General features: G+C 36.1%; 11 protein-coding genes. 7 read left to right on the top strand and 4 right to left on the bottom strand.

The window, feature by feature from the left end; genetic code table 11:
* Positions 1 to 21: 21 nt before the first annotated feature.
* The 3 genes from DFQ05_RS01950 to DFQ05_RS01940 form a co-directional block, all read right to left on the bottom strand.
* Positions 22 to 1,485 (bottom strand): MoxR family ATPase, encoded by a 1,464-nt coding sequence (locus tag DFQ05_RS01950; protein WP_132703040.1) that lies wholly within the window; start codon positions 1,483 to 1,485, stop codon positions 22 to 24.
* 108 nt (positions 1,486 to 1,593) lie between these two features.
* Complete coding sequence (locus DFQ05_RS01945; protein WP_132703038.1) at positions 1,594 to 2,736, bottom strand: vWA domain-containing protein; 1,143 nt, start codon at positions 2,734 to 2,736, stop codon at positions 1,594 to 1,596.
* A 54-nt stretch (positions 2,737 to 2,790) separates the two neighbouring features.
* On the bottom strand, positions 2,791 to 5,247 hold the full coding sequence (locus DFQ05_RS01940) for a TonB-dependent receptor (RefSeq protein ID WP_132703036.1): 2,457 nt from the start codon (positions 5,245 to 5,247) through the stop codon (positions 2,791 to 2,793).
* A 194-nt stretch (positions 5,248 to 5,441) separates the two neighbouring features.
* On the opposite strand from DFQ05_RS01940, the gene DFQ05_RS01935 reads away from it, so the two are divergent.
* From DFQ05_RS01935 to DFQ05_RS01920, 4 genes are all read left to right on the top strand, one after another.
* On the top strand, positions 5,442 to 6,464 hold the full coding sequence (locus DFQ05_RS01935; protein ID WP_132703034.1) for a sensor histidine kinase: 1,023 nt from the start codon (positions 5,442 to 5,444) through the stop codon (positions 6,462 to 6,464).
* Positions 6,464 to 7,168, top strand: a complete 705-nt coding sequence (locus tag DFQ05_RS01930) for a LytR/AlgR family response regulator transcription factor (RefSeq protein ID WP_132703032.1) — start codon at positions 6,464 to 6,466, stop codon at positions 7,166 to 7,168. Before DFQ05_RS01935 ends, DFQ05_RS01930 begins: the two co-directional genes overlap by 1 nt.
* Before the next feature lie 65 nt (positions 7,169 to 7,233).
* The gene (locus tag DFQ05_RS01925) at positions 7,234 to 10,425 is read left to right on the top strand and encodes a WD40/YVTN/BNR-like repeat-containing protein (protein WP_132703030.1); all 3,192 of its coding nucleotides are present in this window, start codon (positions 7,234 to 7,236) and stop codon (positions 10,423 to 10,425) included.
* A gap of 22 nt (positions 10,426 to 10,447) precedes the next feature.
* Positions 10,448 to 12,403 (top strand): S9 family peptidase, encoded by a 1,956-nt coding sequence (locus DFQ05_RS01920; RefSeq protein WP_132703028.1) that lies wholly within the window; start codon positions 10,448 to 10,450, stop codon positions 12,401 to 12,403.
* Between the two features lie 63 nt (positions 12,404 to 12,466).
* Here the strand turns inward: DFQ05_RS01920 and DFQ05_RS01915 are convergent, their stop codons facing one another.
* Entirely contained in the window at positions 12,467 to 13,144 is a 678-nt protein-coding gene (locus DFQ05_RS01915) for a Crp/Fnr family transcriptional regulator (protein ID WP_132703026.1), read from the bottom strand.
* A gap of 108 nt (positions 13,145 to 13,252) precedes the next feature.
* Between DFQ05_RS01915 and DFQ05_RS01910 the strand changes: the two genes are divergently transcribed.
* The 3 genes from DFQ05_RS01910 (at position 13,253) to ccoN (ending at position 18,090) form a co-directional block, all read left to right on the top strand.
* Positions 13,253 to 15,625 (top strand): heavy metal translocating P-type ATPase, encoded by a 2,373-nt coding sequence (locus DFQ05_RS01910; RefSeq protein ID WP_132703024.1) that lies wholly within the window; start codon positions 13,253 to 13,255, stop codon positions 15,623 to 15,625.
* A gap of 79 nt (positions 15,626 to 15,704) precedes the next feature.
* Positions 15,705 to 15,881 (top strand): cbb3-type cytochrome oxidase assembly protein CcoS, encoded by a 177-nt coding sequence (gene ccoS, locus DFQ05_RS01905; protein WP_132703022.1) that lies wholly within the window; start codon positions 15,705 to 15,707, stop codon positions 15,879 to 15,881.
* Between the two features lie 16 nt (positions 15,882 to 15,897).
* Entirely contained in the window at positions 15,898 to 18,090 is a 2,193-nt protein-coding gene (gene ccoN / locus DFQ05_RS01900) for a cytochrome-c oxidase, cbb3-type subunit I (protein ID WP_132703020.1), read from the top strand.
* Position 18,091 lies beyond the last annotated feature (1 nt).

The following is an 18,091-nucleotide window of genomic DNA, read 5'->3' as shown; positions in this document are numbered from 1 at the left end:
AGCAAAACTGCTTCCCTTTTTTTATAATCCATTAATAAAACTACCGTAAGGGTCTTGAAACTGTAGACCGTCTGAATAGCGGTATTTACTCAGTTTCTTAAATTGGGTTAAACCCCATAGTATGAATTCTTTTTCAAAATAGACATCACGTTGGTCTATATCTGGTTGGTAATCTGCCAAAAGTGCATCTAATGGTTTTACCTCATCGAGTTTAGATTTATAGGTTGAATCATTATCGTCATCTAAAAGCTCAAAACCATCCGAATTGAAGAACCAAGAAATTAAATCGTCATAAGGTGTTTCTTCATCTTGTTTCTGTAGTTTTTCAACCTTTGGGAAATACTTTGGAAATAGAGTTTTTATAGCTTCGTCTATTAATGCATTGGCTACAAAATCAGCGCCTTCTTGTTCGCCTTCATACACCAATTCTACCTTACCAGTTATCGCAGGAATTACACCAATAAAATCTGAAAGTCTAACTGAGGTTTCAGAATCACCAGCCAATAAAGCACGACGCTCTGCTGTACTCAATAAATTTTCAAAAGCTGTAATACTCATTCGGGCACTGACGCCACTTTTCACATCGACATATTCGCTTTCGCGAGCTTCAAAACTAATCTGCTCTAACAAATCTTTCGCCAGCTCAGGCACATAAACAGTGGTTGCTTGGCGCTCATCTAACTTGGCTTCTTGCGCAGTAATGGTTTTTGCAGTGTCTACCGTATCTGGGTAATGGGTTAAAATTTGTGAACCTATTCTATCTTTCAGCGGTGTTACAATACTACCACGATTGGTATAGTCTTCAGGATTTGCTGTAAAAACAAACTGCATATCTAAAGGTAAACGCAATTTAAATCCTCTAATTTGAATATCACCTTCTTGCAGAATATTAAATAATGCGACCTGAATACGCGCTTGCAAATCTGGTAATTCGTTAATTACAAAAATGCAGCGATTGGCTCTCGGAATCATCCCGTAATGAATCACTCTATCATCGGCATAACTTAATTTTAAATTCGCCGCTTTTATGGGGTCAACATCACCAATAATATCTGCTACCGTAACATCTGGCGTTGCTAATTTCTCGGCAAAACGTTCGTTTCTATGTAACCAAGTGATTGGTGTATCATCTCCTTTTTCTGCGATTAATTCTGTAGCAAATCTTGAAATGGGTTGTAATGGGTCGTCATTAATTTCAGAACCTTCAACTACAGGAATATACTCATCTAGCAGATTTACCATCATTCGGGCCAATCGCGTTTTTGCTTGACCTCTTAACCCCAATAAATTGATATTGTGTCTTGACAAAATCGCCCGTTCTAACTCTGGAATCACCGTATTTTCATAACCGTGAATACCTTCGAACGTGGTCACTTTATTTTTTATGTTTTCAATTAAATTATCACGCAATTCATCCTTTATAGATTTTGGTTGATAATCGGACTGTTTTAATTCTCCTAGTGTTTTAATTTGTTCTAGTTTCATATATTTTTTTCAATTGAGACATCTCGACTGCGCTCGATGTGACAGCATTATTATTTTAGTATTAGTATTAGTATTTATTCTTCCCCTTCGGGGAAGCTAGATGGGGCTTTAACCCTTAATCCTTTTCTTTCTATTATTCTCGTAATCTTCAAAAATCATTTCACCCAAACCTTTCAATCCTGTATAGAATGCTTTACCGCGATTGGCTTGTGTAAACTCACGTACAAACTGCATTAAATATGGGTCTTCTGCAATCATAAATGTAGTGATTGGTATGTGCAAACGTCTCGCCTGCTGCGCCATAGCATAACATTTGTTGGTAATATAAGGGTCGAGACCATTAGAGTTTTTATAATACTGACCATCTGGTAGACGCAAACAACTTGGTTTACCATCAGTAATCATAAAAATCTGTTTGTTGGTGTTTCGTTTTCTGCGCAACATATCCATCGCCAACTGCAATCCTGCAACTGTATTGGTGTGATATGGGCCAACTTTAAGATATGGCAAATCTTTAATTTTTATCGGCCAAGCATCGTTTCCGAAAACTAGAATTTCTATAGAATCCTTTGGATAGCGCGTTGTGATTAATTCCGACAATGCCATGGCGACTTTTTTTGCTGGCGTGATACGGTCTTCGCCATACAAAATCATACTGTGGCTAATATCTATCATCAACACCGTACTCATCTGGCTTTTGTGCAATGTTTCTTCTACCACCAAATCATCTTCAGTTAAACTGAAGTCGCCAAGACCATTATTGATTTGTGCATTTCGTAAACTTTCGGTCATCGATACTTTTTCTAAAGCATCTCCAAATTGGTAAGCTCTAAAATCGCCAGTATGCTCATCGCCTATGCCAACGCCTTTACTTTTGTGGTTTCCTGCGCCGCTTCGTTTTATTTTTCCAAAAATGTGGTCTAAAGCTTGTTGACGTATGGCACGCTCGGTCTTAGCTGTAATTGCAAATTTACCTTTGCCATCACCTTCACCGTCGCCTTCGCCCGTTGGGTCTATTTCTTCACGGATATACCCTTTATTTTTAAGGTCTTCAATAAAATCATCAATAGTGTAATCTGGTGTGGTGAGCTCGTACTCTTTATCGAGTTGACGCAACCAATCAATAGCTTCATCAAAATCGCCAGATGTATAAGTGATGAGCTCCTTGAAAATTTCAAAAAGCTTTTCAAAAGGCGATTGATTTGGTGCTTCGTAGGTCTTAAATACGAATCCTGATTTTCTTGTTTTCATAGCAGTATAAAAATACCGCTTTTTCAACTCCTAACGAAAGCATTAACATCTCTTTTAGAAATCATCATCTTCACCACCATCATTATCATCTCTAGAACCTTTTTGTCGTTCTTTTTTCTGATTAAATCTAAAGACGAAAGATGCATTGATAGTACGTACTCTAAACTGAAATTCGCTATCGCTTCTAAAGGTTTCTGCCTCTGTAAGAGATATACGTTTTCTAGAGTTAAAAACGTCTCTTACATTAAGTGCTATTGTACCATTTCCTTTTAAAACATCTTTACTTAATGCCATATTAAGAAATAAAATGCTTTTTGTTTCGGTCTGTGCATTATTTCGTGGACCTCTATAAATGGCGTTAGTCTGAAATTGAAAGTCTTTTGTGAAATCTACTTTTGCACTTAATCTTGAAAAGTAACTGGTATTTTTAGTACCGTAATCTATACCATTAAAAGCACCTTTTGTATTAAATTGAAAGAAGTTAAAACTACCATTAATTTGTAACCATTTTAATGGATTGTAAAGTAGACCAGCCTCAAAACCGATACGCTCATTAGTACTTAAATTTATAGGAATAGTTCTAATGATTGGAATACCATTTGGAGTTTCTTCTCCTGTGTCTTCTTGGATACGCTCAAAGGCATCTGTTTCGTATTGATAGTAAACAGATGTTGTAAAGGTTAAGGTTTTTCCCCACCGTTTTAAGTAACCTAGGTCAAAAGCATTTGCAAAAGCAGGATTTAAGCTTGGGTTTCCTTGAAAAATATTGGCCTCACTAGAACGCGATGGAAATGGATTAACAGATCTTCCTCGAGGCCTATTTATTCTTCGATTGTATCCAAATGTGAAGTTTTCAGAATCGTTGATTTCGTAATTTAAATTTAACGTGGGAAACAACCCTGGATATGAGTTATCGAAATCGATTACGACATCATTGTTTCCATCGCCTTCTACCGTTCCTGCTAGCCGCGTGTGCTCAAAACGTAATCCTGCTAAAAAAGAAAATTTACCAAATTTATTTCCGTATTGAGTATACACCGCATTGATGCCTTCTTTATAGGTAAATATGTTGGTTAAATCTTCGTTTGTAATAAACTCACCACCTGCTGTAGCTTGTTCTGTAACCAAAAAATCTGTGGTTGTCGTTTCAAAATTACCTCGGTATCCAGCTTCAAATTGTGCATTTTCACCAATTGGATACACGTAATCGACCTGTGCTAAAAATTCATTTCCATCTTCTATTGTACGTATAAGTTCAGAAGGTAAAATTTCTTCAGAAGGAAATGTATTTAGCTCATCAATTAAAGCCGTTTCCTCTTGGTCATCAACGCCATATTGAAGGTCTGCTGTAAGTTGATGACCACTATCATTAAATCGATTTATGTAATTTAGAGAAAACTGATAATTGTTATCGTCTTCCGTTTCATATTCGGTTCTAATTCGGTTAAAAGCTAAATCATCATTAGGGTCAAATTCATCTGTATTATTTATAGTTTCATCATCGTCTTTACCATTAGAAATAAAAAATGACCCTGTGATAGACGACTTATCATTTATAAAATATTCTGCTCCAATATTGGTATTAAAGCCAATATCTGATCTATCGAAATCTCTATTTTCTATCACTATAGGATTTACAACTTGGTTTGAGAAAAACTGATTTCTAAAAAAAGCTTGTCCCGGAGATGTTCTTCTATTATAACTGGTTGTGTTGAAAATATTGAATTTCTCTGTTCGTAGATTTACATTACCCGTAACACCTGCTCCCCAAGGATAGCGCACAAAAGTCTGTACAGAACCATTAAAGCCTAGTGTTTTTTCTCGCTTTAAAATAATATTTAAAATACCAGCTGTACCTTCTGCATCGTATCTAGCCGATGGCGATGTAATCACCTCTACACGCTCAATCGCATCTGCAGGAAGTGATTGTAAAGCATCTGTAGAACCAAAACCTGCGATAGCTGATGGTCTACCGTTAATTAAAATTCTAACATTACCATTACCACGCAGTGCTATGGCACCATCCGCATCTACTGTTACCGACGGTACATTGCCAAGTGCATCGCCTACTGTGGCGCCGCCAGTCGTTAAATCTTTACCAATATTGTAAACTTTTTTATCTAATCTAATTTGTACTTCGGTTGTTTTTGCTGTTACCACAACTTCGTCTAAAGACTCCGAATCAATTTCTAATTTTACGGTTGGTAAAGTTGTATCTTTTACAATATTCTGATTTTTTAAGGTCTTCGTTTTAAATCCTATAAATTCAAACTTAACATCGTATGTACCTGGAGCTACGAGAATACTGTAATTACCATCGATATCTGCAATACCACCAGTAATTACTTTTCCTTCAGGATTTAATACAACAATTGTTGAGTATTCTAACGACCGACCGTTAGATGCCTCTACGACTTTACCCGTTATTTTAACTTCACTAGCTTGAGAACGCTCTTGAGCTTGAATAAACGTAAACGTAAAACCTAATAATAATGTTAGAATTTTTTTCATAGCGTTTTGTTGGATTTTTTTGTAAAAGTAAAGATGTTGTGAGACCATGTAAAACCAAAACCTGTAAACGACAACACTTTTAGGTCTAACCGCACAATTGTTGTTTATAGCATACTTATTGTTGTTGGGTCTGAAATATTGGTTGTTTCTAGAAACTATTAAAGAATAATCACCTAAATCGTTATTTTTAAAGCATGAAGGATGTCATTAACTCTAACAAATTTTCGTCTAAAGAATTAGTTTTTATACTATGCCTTAATGTCGTAGTCTTTATTTTCTATGCCTTTGATAAGCGGATTCCTGGATTAGAAGCACATCAAATATTATTCTATTTAAATTTTGCTATTGCTGGTTTAATCATCAATTACGTATGTCTTCCAAATTTTTTGTATAAACGTAAATACATTCTCTTTGCTATAAGTACTGGGCTAATTGCAGTTGCTGTGATACTTGTTGAAGAATTGATTTTAGAAAAAATATTTTATCCAGATACGCGCGGTCGTCGTTTTTCTAATATTTTTTATAATCTATTGAATACACTACCTACACTTACCATTTTAGTTGGTTTTAAATTTGCATGGGATGCTTTAACACAGCAGAGAGAAGTTCAGAAACTAAAAAACTCAGTAAAAGAAAGTGAACTTCAATTTTTAAAATCTCAGATTAATCCTCACTTTTTGTTCAATAACATTAATAACTTGTATGCACACGCTATTGAACAGTCACCAAAAACACCCGAAATTATTCTAGAATTATCTACAGTTTTAAGATATATGCTTTATGAATGTAAAGCAAAATTTGTGCCTTTAGGAAAGGAAATTGAGCAACTTAAAAATTACATTAACCTCAGTAAGTTTCAAGTTGAAGGTCGTGGTACAGTTAATTTTAATGTGGAAGAAATCCCATCGAATTACAAAATTGCGCCACTTATACTTACAGTATTTATAGAGAATGCCTTTAAGCATAGCGCATCTAGTCAAACCAAAAGCATCTCTATTACTATAAATCTTAAAGTTACTGACGAAGGTTATTTAACTTTTGAGTGCTCTAATACTTATAGTGAAGCGTCTAATGTCGATAATTTACCACACGGCATTGGTTTGAAAAATGTAAAAAAACGATTAGAACTTATCTACCCAAACAAGCATCAATTAGACATAAAATCAGATAACTCTATCTATGAGGTGAAATTGGAAATTAATCTCAACGAGAATTAATGATGAACTGTATTATTATAGAAGACCAATTACCAGCGCAACGTATTTTAAAAAAATATATCGAAGATGCTAAAAGCTTATCGCTCGTTGGGACTTTTTCGGATGCTATAGAAGCACTAGAAACTATAAAAACACAACAAGTAGATGTCATTTTTTTAGATATTCATTTACCCAAACTTTCTGGTATTGACTTTTTAAAAAGTCTGTCAAATCCTCCAAAAGTTATCTTAACAACGGCTTTCCCAGATTATGCCTTAGAAAGTTACGAACTCAATGTGGTAGATTATCTTTTAAAACCATTTTCTTTTCCAAGGTTTATCCAAGCAATTACAAAGGCATCTCAAATGTTGGAGAGTAATTCTACCAATGATTCTAAAAATGAACCCAATCAAAAGAAAGAGATTTTTATAAAATCTGGTTACGAACTTGTACGCCTAAAAATTGACGATATCATTTACATAAAATCTGATGCTGATTATGTAGAAATCTATACAGAAAATAAGAAGCTATTATCTTCAGACTCATTAACTGAATGGATAAAACGCCTAGACACTAATCAATTTGCTAGAGTGCACAAATCTTACATCATCAACACCAATAAAATTGAAAAGATTAGCGGAAATCGTGTATATCTCCAGTACGATAAAAAAATACCTATCGGAAGAGCTTACAAGAGTGATTTTACAAATAAATTTTTAACATAAATACAACTAATATAAAGCCGTCATTCACTAATTTTAGGCTTTACGCAAACTAACCCAAAATTATAATGAAACAATTTTTCTCTGTTGTTATGCTTATCTGCGTAACACTTCTTTCTGCACAAGATTTTTCTATGGACATGGTAAAAAACATGAAACCTAGAAATATTGGACCTGGCGGTATGTCTGGTCGTGTAACAGCTATTGATGTTGTAAACAGCAACCCCGACATTATGTATGTTGGTACAGCTTCTGGTGGTCTATGGAAATCGACTTCTGGTGGCATAAAATGGGAACCTATTTTCGATAAAGAATTAACGGCTTCAATCGGAGCAGTAGAAATTCAGCAATCTAACCCAAGTGTCATTTGGGTGGGTACAGGAGAAGGTAATCCACGTAACTCACTTAATGGCGGTTACGGTGTTTACAAATCCCTAGATGGCGGAAAAACATGGATGGCAATGGGCTTAGAAAAAACCCGCCATATCCACAGAATAATTGTAGACCCAACAAATCCTGATGTAGTGTATGTTGGCGCCATTGGTTCACCTTGGGGCGAGCACCCAGAGCGCGGTGTTTTTAAAACGACTGATGGCGGAAAAACGTGGAATAAAATCCTTTTTGCCAATAATAAAACTGGTGTTGCGGATATGGTAATGGACCCAACTAACCCAAATAAATTATTTGTGGCTATGTGGGAACACAAGCGCGACCCATGGTTTTTTAATTCTGGTGGAAAAGGCTCAGGATTGCATATGACGCATGATGGTGGAAAAACATGGAAAAAATTAACGGATGAAGACGGATTACCAAAAGGAGATTTAGGTCGTATTGGTATCGCTATTGCACCTAACAAACCTAACATCGTTTATGCCTTAGTTGAAGCAAAAAAGAATGCGCTATACAAAAGTGAAGATGGTGGTTTTAGCTGGAAAATGATTAATAATAAAAGTGATATTGGTAACCGACCATTCTATTATTCTGAAATCTATGTGGACCCACAAAATGAAAACCGTGTGTACTCCGTGTTTACTTACGTGAATGTTTCTGAAGATGGTGGTAAAAATTTCAGTCAATTGATGCCTGCTTATGGTGTAAGCAATGGTGTACATCCAGATCACCATGCATGGTGGATTCATCCTGAAGACGGAAGTTTTATGATTGATGGTAACGATGGTGGAATGAATATTACCAAAGATGGCGGAAAATCTTGGCGTTTTATTGGCAATTTACCTGTAGCTCAATTCTATCATATTAATGTAGATAACGAATATCCTTACAATGTTTACGGCGGAATGCAAGATAACGGTTCGTGGCGAGGTCCGGCTTATGTCTGGCGCGCACAAGGCATTAGAAATAGCTATTGGCAAGAAATTAGTTTTGGCGATGGTTTTGATGTGGTACCAGACAGAGAAGATAGCCGTTACGGATGGTCAATGAGTCAGCAAGGAAATGTGACACGGTACGATTGGCAAACAGGAAATAACTACGGCGTAAAACCAACACATCCTGATGCTGATGTGCGTTTAAGATTCAATTGGAATTCAGCCATAAACATCGACCCTTTTGACAATAGCACCATTTACTTCGGAAGTCAGTTTGTGCACAAATCGACAGACAAAGGGGAAACTTGGACCGTAATTTCTCCAGATTTATCTACTAACGACCCAGAAAAACAAAAACAATCCGAAAGTGGTGGACTAACCATGGACGCAACTGGTGCTGAAAATCACTGTACTATTTTAGTGATTGAACCATCACCAGTAGAAAAAGATATGATTTGGGCAGGAACAGACGATGGACGTGTACACTACACCACAAATGGTGGCGAGTCTTGGAACGAAGTCACTAATAATATAAAAGGTTTACCAAAAGGAAGTTGGGTTGCGCAAATAAAAGCGTCTAATAAAAACAAAGGCGAAGCACTTTTAATCGCAAATGATTATAGACGTTTTAATTACACGCCTTATGCGTATAGAACTAAAAATTATGGTAAAACTTGGGAGCGCATTGTAGATGAAAATGATGTGCAAAGTTACACACTAGCCATTGTTGAAGATTTAGAAGAACCAAACTTAATGTTTCTAGGCACAGATGATGGTTTGTATGTATCCATAAACGCAGGCGAAAAATGGACCAAATGGACTAACGGTTTCCCTACAACCTCTGTAAAAGATTTAGTAATCCATCCACGTGAGCACGATTTAGTAATTGGTACTTTTGGCCGCGCCGCTTGGGTTTTAGATGATATTAGACCGTTAAGAGAAATAGCGAAAAATTCATCGACATTATCTTCAAATATTAAATTATTTAATCCGCCAACGGCATATCAAGCAGCATACCAACAACCAACAGGAAGTCGTTTTGGTGCAGATGCCATGTATCATGGCGAAAATAGACCTGGTGGTGCTAGGTTTGCTTATATGTTTAATAAAAAGGAATTGCCAAAAAAAGAGAAAAAGGATAAAGATGAGAGCAACGAAAAAGATGAAGGGAAAGTCAAGTGGGATTCACTTCAATTAAAAATTTACGATAGCTCACGTCTTATCAGAACGTTGAAGCAAAAAGCACCAAAAGAAAATGGTCTACACCGTTGGACATGGTATATGGATGAAGCTGGCGTAGACAGACCATCTAGACGTATCAGAAAATCGACAAGAGAACCAAGCGGTGTTTCCGTAAAACCAGGAACATACAAAGCGGTATTGCATTACGGCGACCAAACTTCTGAGACTACGGTTAAAGTTGAATCTGACCCTAGACTTAATGTATCTCAGAAAAATATTAACGAGATTTATGCAGCTTCAAAAGAATTGGAAAAAATTTATCAAACACTTGCTGATGCTTCAAAACAACTGGTTGAAAGTAAAGATATTGCTTCAAAATATAAATCTGAATTGAAAAAACTAGATAAAGAAGCTTATAAGACTCAGATTGAAGCTTCAGATTCTGTTGTAAAATCTATTGACACCCTTCTAGATAAATTCTTTGGTAAAGAAGACAAGCGTCAAGGTATTACCCGTAATCCTGAGGTCACTGCACTTCAGCGTTTAGGAACTGCTAGAGGTTACATTGCAGGTAGTCAAAATGGCTTAACTACAACAGAAACCACGCTGATAAAGCATGCGAAAGATGCTGTAAAAGAATTACTAAGTGAAACCAATGCATTTTTCAATAACCGATGGAAGAACTATGAAGCAGAAATGAAAACGCTTCAGACCAATCCATTTAAAGAAACCAAAACATTTGGTATAGACTAAATATAAACTAATCAACAAGAATATGAAAACAAAACTTTTTGGCTTATGTATGGCTATTTTACTTTTTTCGTGCAAGGATGAGGCTAAAAACTCAGACCTAGCAAAGAAAGAAGTCAAGCAATACACCATTGAACAATTTATGGATAACGAAGCCATTGGAGGTGGCAGTTTTTCATACGACAACTCACAATTGCTAGTCTCTAGTAATCGTTCAGGAATTTATAATGTGTACACGATTCCGTCAAATGGCGGCGAAATGACACCAATTACGGCATCAGATAGTACTTCAATTTTTGCGGAGGCTTTCTTTCCTAAAGACAATAGAATGCTACTTAGTGCTGATGGAAACGGAGACGAAATTGACCATCTCTTTGTTAGAGATTTAGAAGGTAACATAAAAGATATTACCCCAGAAAAAGGGGCTAAATCTAGCTTTTATGGCTGGTCTAAAGACAATAAAAGCCTGTATTACGGTTCTAACAAGAGAGACCCTAGATTTTTTGATGTGTATAAAATGAATTTAGAGGACTATTCTTCTGAAATGATTTATCAAAACAATGATAACCTCACATTTTCTGGCATGTCGAATGACGAAAATTATTTTGCATTATCAAAGTCTATAAATACCAACGATAGCGATTTGTTTCTTTATAATTCTACAACTAAAGAAAAAGTAAAAATCAATGACAATCAGAGTGCTAATTCTGCTCAAGACTTCGCAGTAGATAATTCAAAGTTCTATTACACTACAGACGATGGTAGCGAATTTGCTTACCTAATGTCTTACGACCTTTCTACAGGAGAAAAGAATAAAGTTGTTGAAAAAGACTGGGACATCATGGGTAGTGGCTTTACAGAAGATGGCAACTACATGGTTGTTTACGTCAATGAAGACGGTAAAAACGCTATCGAAGTTTTAGACACAAAAACAATGACTCCGATAGATTTACCAGATTTTGATGGTAAAAGTATAACAAGTGTTGGTTTTAGTAGCGACGAAAATTGGATGCGCATGTATGTAGGCGGTTCTAATGCACCTTCAGATTTGTACACTTACAATTTAGAAACAAAAGAACAACACAGACTAAGCAATGTGCTAAATAAAGATATAGATGCAGGCGACCTAGTGACAGCAAAGGTAATTCGCTATAAGTCTTTTGATGGTGTAGAAATTCCTGCTATTTATTATTTACCGCATCAAGCATCGGCAGAAAACAAAGTGCCTGCAATGGTTTGGGTACATGGCGGGCCAGGCGGACAAACGCGCCAAAACTTTAGCTCACTGATTCAGTATATGGTTAATCAAGGTTATGCGGTTTTGGCTGTTAATAATCGCGGAAGCAGTGGTTACGGAAAGACGTTTTATCAAATGGATGACTTAAATCATGGCGAAAAAGACCTTCAAGATTGTGTAGAAGGAAAAAATTGGTTGGCAGAACAAGCTGAGATTGATGGTAGTAAAATAGGAATCATTGGTGGGTCTTATGGTGGTTACATGACAATGGCCGCACTAACGTACACACCGGAAGAATTTGCTGTTGGTGTAAACCTTTTTGGAGTAACTAATTGGATGCGAACATTAAAAAGTATTCCACCATACTGGGAGTCGTTTAGAGAATCGTTATACAAAGAATTGGGTGACCCATTTTCGGCAGATTCTGTACGTTTAAAACGTATATCACCTCTATTCCATACAGATAAAGTTACCAAACCCTTAATTGTATTACAAGGATCAAAAGACCCTAGAGTATTGCAAGTAGAGTCTGACGAAATCGTTGAAGGTGTCCGTAAAAATGGTGTTCCAGTGGAATATGTTTTATTTGAAGATGAAGGTCATGGTTTTGTGAAAAAGGAAAATCAGATTAAAGCTAATGAGCGTATTGTTCAATTTTTGGATAAATACCTTAAAAAAGAGAGCCCTCCTAAAGATGGTGACGAGCCTGAAGCGGATAAAAAAATCGAAGCAGAATCGAAATAATACAATAGAAAAAAAGCCGATAATTATAAGTTATCGGCTTTTATTTTTCATGACTTAATACCTTTATTCAACCCATTTAAGAGCGTTAGCGTCTTCTATTCTTATACGCTTTCCCGAAGTACTTATAAGCCCTTCTTTTTTAAACTGAGACAAAATCCGAATTGCAGATTCAGTAGCAGTACCCACAATACTCGCATAATCTTCTCTAGATAATACGATGGTTAAATAACCATCTTCATCTGTACCAAAACTATCATGGATATAGAGTAAAGCCTCAGCCATTCTTTTCTTAACAGGTTTTTGCGCCATATTTACTATAGAATGTTCGGATTCTTTTAAGTCTTCCGTCATCTTTTGTAAAACATCTAGCGTAAAATTTGCATTCTTTTGTAAATCGTCCATAATCTCAGCCTTTGGTATAAAACACATCTCCATTTCGGTAAGTGCTGTTGCTGTTAAGCTAGAAGACTCATTGGTAACCAACGAACGCTTACCTAAAAGACCACCTTTTACCACAAGTTTAACAACTTGGTCTTTACCATTTTCACTTAGCTTAGTTAATTTACAAACCCCATCTTTAACGCAATACACACCATTTATTGTTTCACCTTCTTCAAAAATAACGCGACCTTTATCATAAGTCTTACCCGTTTTACAAGCGGAAATACGCACAAGTTCATCCCGCGTTAAAGATTTTAAAGAATTAAATTCTTTAACAATACATGATTCACATTTACTCATACCTATTGATTTAGTGATTATTCAAAAATAATGATTTATATGATTTTTATCATGTTTTTAACACCTTCATATTCTGAAATTTGTGCCAGGTATAAATAAGCAAGTTGAATGAATACAAACACATGTTATCATTGTGGTGACGATTGTGGGAATTCACCCATAGATTATCAAGAAAAACGTTTTTGTTGTAACGGCTGTAAAACAGTTTTCGAAATTTTTAATGAAAACGATTTAACGTGTTATTACGATTTACAAAATTCGCCTGGGGCTACTCCAAAAGAAATTGAAGGGAAATACGATTTCCTATCTCAAGAAACTATTATTGATAAACTTACTGAATTTAAGAGCGATAATCTAGAGATAGCAACACTTTACATACCGCATATCCACTGTAGTTCTTGTATTTGGATTTTAGAAAATCTAAACAAACTAAATCCTAGCATTACGGATTCTCAGGTGAATTTTGGTAAAAAAACCGTCAGAGTTACCTATAAAAACCAAGAAACAAGCCTAAAATCAGTTGTTCTATTACTTAACAAAATTGGCTATGAACCTTATATAAGTCTAGAAGATTTCGGAACAAGTAAAAAACAGATTAATCGTTCTTTAATATACAAACTGGGCGTTGCGGGATTTGGTTTTGGAAACATTATGTTCTTGTCCTTTCCAGAATATTTTGAAGTCAATGAATTTTGGTTAGAGCAATACAAACATCTCTTTCGCTGGCTCATGTTTGGCTTATCATTGCCCGTTGTATTTTATTCGGCTCAAGACTACTTTTCTTCTGCCTATAAAGGACTAAAAGCAAGACTTCTTAATATCGATGTACCGATAGCATTAGGCGTTTCGGTGTTATTTATAAGAAGTACGTTTGAAATTGCTCTTGATTTAGGTTCTGGATTTTTCGATAGTCTCGCAGGACTTGTATTTTTCTTATTAGTCGGAAAATATTTTCAGCAAAAAACCTACGACTTTTTATCTTTTGAGCGCGACTACAAATCGTATTTTCCTATCGCTGTGACCAAAATAGACAATGGGAAAGAATCTAGCGTACAAGTTTATGATATTAAAAAAGGAGACCGATTACTTATACGAAATGAAGAGCTTATCCCTGTTGATGGTATTTTAATTAATGGACGTGCTAAAATAGATTACAGCTTTGTTTCTGGAGAGTCGCAACCCGTAACTAAACATTCTGGAGACAAGCTCTTTGCCGGTGGTAAACAGACGGCTGGAATTATAGAATTAGAGGTGCTAAAACCTGTAGAACAGAGTTACCTCACGCAATTGTGGAGCAATGATGTCTTCAATAAAAACAAAGAAGACGGCTTTAAAAACATTACAAATACCATTAGTAAACATTTTACGATAACACTATTAGCCATAGCAATTATTGCCACCAGCTACTGGCTTTTTAGAGACGCGTCTAAAGCTTTAAATGTATTTACTGCAGTGCTTATCATTGCTTGTCCTTGTGCTATTGCCTTGTCTGCGCCATTTACTTTTGGGAATTTATTACGAATTTTTGGTAAACTAAAATTCTACATAAAAAATGCAAGTGTTATAGAGCAATTAGCTCAGGTTGATACAATTATATTCGATAAGACCGGAACCATAACATCAAATAAAACCAATAACGCAGAATACGAAGGTGATTTACTTTCTGAAACTGAAGTTACGGTATTAAAAAGCTCACTTCGAGGTTCTAGTCATCCCTTAAGTCGCTCACTCTATGAGATTCTAAAAACAAATGGCATAGTAAGTCTAGACAAATTTGAAGAACACGTCGGAAAAGGCATAGAAGCCAAACATAAAAATACAGAACTAAAGATTGGCTCGTCAAATTTTGTAGGAAATACAACTGCGGAAGTTGCTCTAAACACCGCTGTACACATCAGTAGCAACAATACATATAAGGGAAAATTTACCTTTTATAATAGCTATCGTGAAGGTGTTTCAAAATTATTTAAACAATTAAAAAAGGATTTTGATTTAGCCATTCTTTCAGGCGATAATGAAGGTGAGCTTGAAAATTTAAAAAAACTATTACCCTCTAAAACAAAATTGATTTTTAACCAGAAGCCAAATGATAAGCTAGAGTATATAAAATTTCACCAAAAAGAAGGTGCTAAAGTTGCCATGATTGGTGATGGTCTAAATGACGCTGGTGCGTTAGCCCAAAGCAATGTTGGTATTGTTATATCCGAAGATGTTAATGTCTTTTCGCCAGCTTGTGATGCTATTTTAGATGCTTCAAAATTTAAAAAATTATACAGCTATATAAAAGCTTCAAAATCGGCTATTTCGATAATTAAATGGAGTTTTTTACTATCATTTTTCTATAATGTTATAGGCCTATATTTTGCTGTAACTGGACAGTTAGCGCCGGTTATTGCGGCGATATTAATGCCTTTAAGTTCGATTAGTATTGTAGTCTTTACAACGATTGCAACTAATCTTTTAGGCCGACGATTAAAATGAGAAAATTAATTAGATATGATAAAAGTCATGTTTTTAAAAAAGGTTCAACAGTATTTTTGAGCCATAACTTCAAATAGGTATGAGCGTTATATATATTTTACTTGCTGTAAGCATTATTGTTGCTATTGTATTCTTTGCAGTCTTTGTTTTTGCTGTAAAATCTGGGCAATACGATGATAGTTATACACCGTCTGTGCGCATGCTTTTTGAGGATGAACTCGTAAAAGCTGAAAAAGAAAATAATTCAACTAAATAAATCAATTACACTAACTATGGAAATTCAACAATTTTATTACGATAACAAAGTCGTTAAAAAATTCCTCTATGCCACCATACTTTGGGGAGTTGTTGGAATGCTGGTAGGGCTTATACTGGCATTTATGTTTTTATTCCCAAACATGACCGATGGCATATCCTGGTTAAGCTTTGGACGTTTACGACCACTGCATACAAACGCTGTGATTTTTGCCTTTGTGGGTAACGCCATTTTTGCAGGTGTTTACTACTCGACACAACGTTTACTTAAGGCAAGAATGTTTAGCGACTTTCTAAGTAATTTTAATTTCTGGGCTTGGCAATTACTTATTGTTGGCGCAGCTATTACCTTGCCTTTGGGTTATACAACCTCAAAAGAATACGCTGAGCTAGAGTGGCCTTTCGATATTGCTATAGCATTAATCTGGGTAGCTTTTGGTGTTAATCTTATTGGTACTATACTAAAACGTCGTCAACGCCATTTATACGTAGCGATATGGTTTTATCTAGCTACGTTTGTTACTGTAGCGGTACTTCATATTTTTAACAGTTTAGAATTGCCAGTTAGTGGTTTAAAAAGTTACTCTGTTTATGCTGGTGTACAAGATGCTTTAGTACAATGGTGGTACGGACACAATGCTGTAGCATTTTTCTTAACAACACCGTTCTTAGGTTTAATGTACTATTTTGTACCTAAAGCCGCTAATAGACCAGTATATTCTTACAGGCTTTCCATAGTTCACTTTTGGTCATTAATATTCATTTACATCTGGGCCGGACCACACCACTTATTATATACAGCTTTACCAGAATGGGCGCAACATTTAGGTGTAGCATTCTCTGTAATGCTTATTGCACCATCTTGGGGTGGTATGATTAATGGATTATTAACCTTACGAGGTGCGTGGGACAAGGTTCGTACAGACCCAGTTCTAAAATTTATGGTTGTTGCCATTACAGGTTATGGTATGGCCACCTTCGAAGGACCTATGCTTTCGCTTAAAAATGTAAATGCTATTGCACACTTTACCGATTGGATTATTGCACACGTACACGTCGGTGCATTAGCTTGGAATGGCTTCTTGGCCTTTGGTATGATTTATTGGTTAATCCCAAGATTATTTAAAACCAAACTCCATTCAATAGGTTTAGCCAACTTACACTTCTGGATAGGTACTCTAGGTATTATATTATACGCCTTACCAATGTATGTTGCTGGATTTACACAAGCAAGTATGTGGAAACAGTTTCAACCAGACGGGACGATAGTTTACGGTAACTTTTTAGAAACTGTAACCCAAATTATGCCAATGTACTGGATGAGAGCTATTGGTGGTACACTATACATCGCAGGTATGCTTATTCTAGTGTATAACGTTATTGTAACTGTAAGACGTTCTGGCGAAACAGTTACGGACGAATTAGCAGAAGCTCCGGCTCTAAAACGTGTGTCTAAAGGCCGAGTAGCTGGAGAAGGATGGCACACTTGGTTAGAGCGTAAACCTGTTTTATTAACCATTTATGCAACCGTAGCTATCTTAATTGGAGGTATTGTTCAGATTATACCAACGTTAGTCGTAGAGTCTAATATTCCAACAATTAGCAGTGTAAAACCATACACACCGCTAGAATTAGAAGGTAGAGATATCTACATCCGTGAAGGTTGTGTTGGCTGTCACTCGCAAATGGTAAGACCGTTTAGAAGTGAAGTGGAGCGTTATGGTGAGTATTCTAAAGCAGGTGAATATGTCTATGACCACCCATTCTTATGGGGAAGTAAACGTACCGGACCAGATTTACACCGTGTTGGCGGAAAGTACACAGATAGCTGGCATCTAAGTCACCTTTACGACCCGCAAGCTATGAATGAAGAATCTATTATGCCGAGATATCAGTGGCTTATTAGAGATGAACTCGATAAATCCATGACCGAAAAGAAAATGGAAGCCATGGTAACATTAGGTGTACCTTACACTCAAGAGGACATTGACAACGCACAGCAATCTATGCTAGCACAAGGTGCACAAATCGAGAAAAATCTTTACGACGACCCAGACTTTGTAAAAAGTTACGAAGCAGATAAAGCAGCCGCTGGTGCTGATTTTGTAGAAATGAAAAATCGTGAAATTGTTGCGATTATTGCCTACTTACAGCGCTTAGGCACTGATATAAAAGTAAAAGAAATCATAGAAGAAACCGCTCAAAACTAAA

Origin of the sequence: Winogradskyella wandonensis (assembly GCF_004346845.1) — a bacterium.
In the GTDB taxonomy this organism is placed as follows: domain Bacteria; phylum Bacteroidota; class Bacteroidia; order Flavobacteriales; family Flavobacteriaceae; genus Winogradskyella; species Winogradskyella wandonensis.
Note: the sequence above shows the minus strand (reverse complement) of the source record. Positions and strands in the feature narration are given on the sequence as shown.

Bases quoted from the DNA above. Each gene is read 5' to 3' on its own strand.
- DFQ05_RS01910 (WP_132703024.1), top strand. From the start codon at position 13,253: ATGAATACAAACACATGTTATCATTGTGGTGACGATTGTGGGAATTCA.
- DFQ05_RS01935 (WP_132703034.1), top strand. From the start codon at position 5,442: ATGAAGGATGTCATTAACTCTAACAAATTTTCGTCTAAAGAATTAGTT.
- DFQ05_RS01940 (WP_132703036.1), bottom strand. From the start codon at position 5,247: ATGAAAAAAATTCTAACATTATTATTAGGTTTTACGTTTACGTTTATT.
- ccoN (WP_132703020.1), top strand. From the start codon at position 15,898: ATGGAAATTCAACAATTTTATTACGATAACAAAGTCGTTAAAAAATTC.
- DFQ05_RS01930 (WP_132703032.1), top strand. From the start codon at position 6,464: ATGATGAACTGTATTATTATAGAAGACCAATTACCAGCGCAACGTATT.
- DFQ05_RS01925 (WP_132703030.1), top strand. From the start codon at position 7,234: ATGAAACAATTTTTCTCTGTTGTTATGCTTATCTGCGTAACACTTCTT.
- DFQ05_RS01950 (WP_132703040.1), bottom strand. From the start codon at position 1,485: ATGAAACTAGAACAAATTAAAACACTAGGAGAATTAAAACAGTCCGAT.
- DFQ05_RS01915 (WP_132703026.1), bottom strand. From the start codon at position 13,144: ATGAGTAAATGTGAATCATGTATTGTTAAAGAATTTAATTCTTTAAAA.
- DFQ05_RS01920 (WP_132703028.1), top strand. From the start codon at position 10,448: ATGAAAACAAAACTTTTTGGCTTATGTATGGCTATTTTACTTTTTTCG.
- DFQ05_RS01945 (WP_132703038.1), bottom strand. From the start codon at position 2,736: ATGAAAACAAGAAAATCAGGATTCGTATTTAAGACCTACGAAGCACCA.
- ccoS (WP_132703022.1), top strand. From the start codon at position 15,705: ATGAGCGTTATATATATTTTACTTGCTGTAAGCATTATTGTTGCTATT.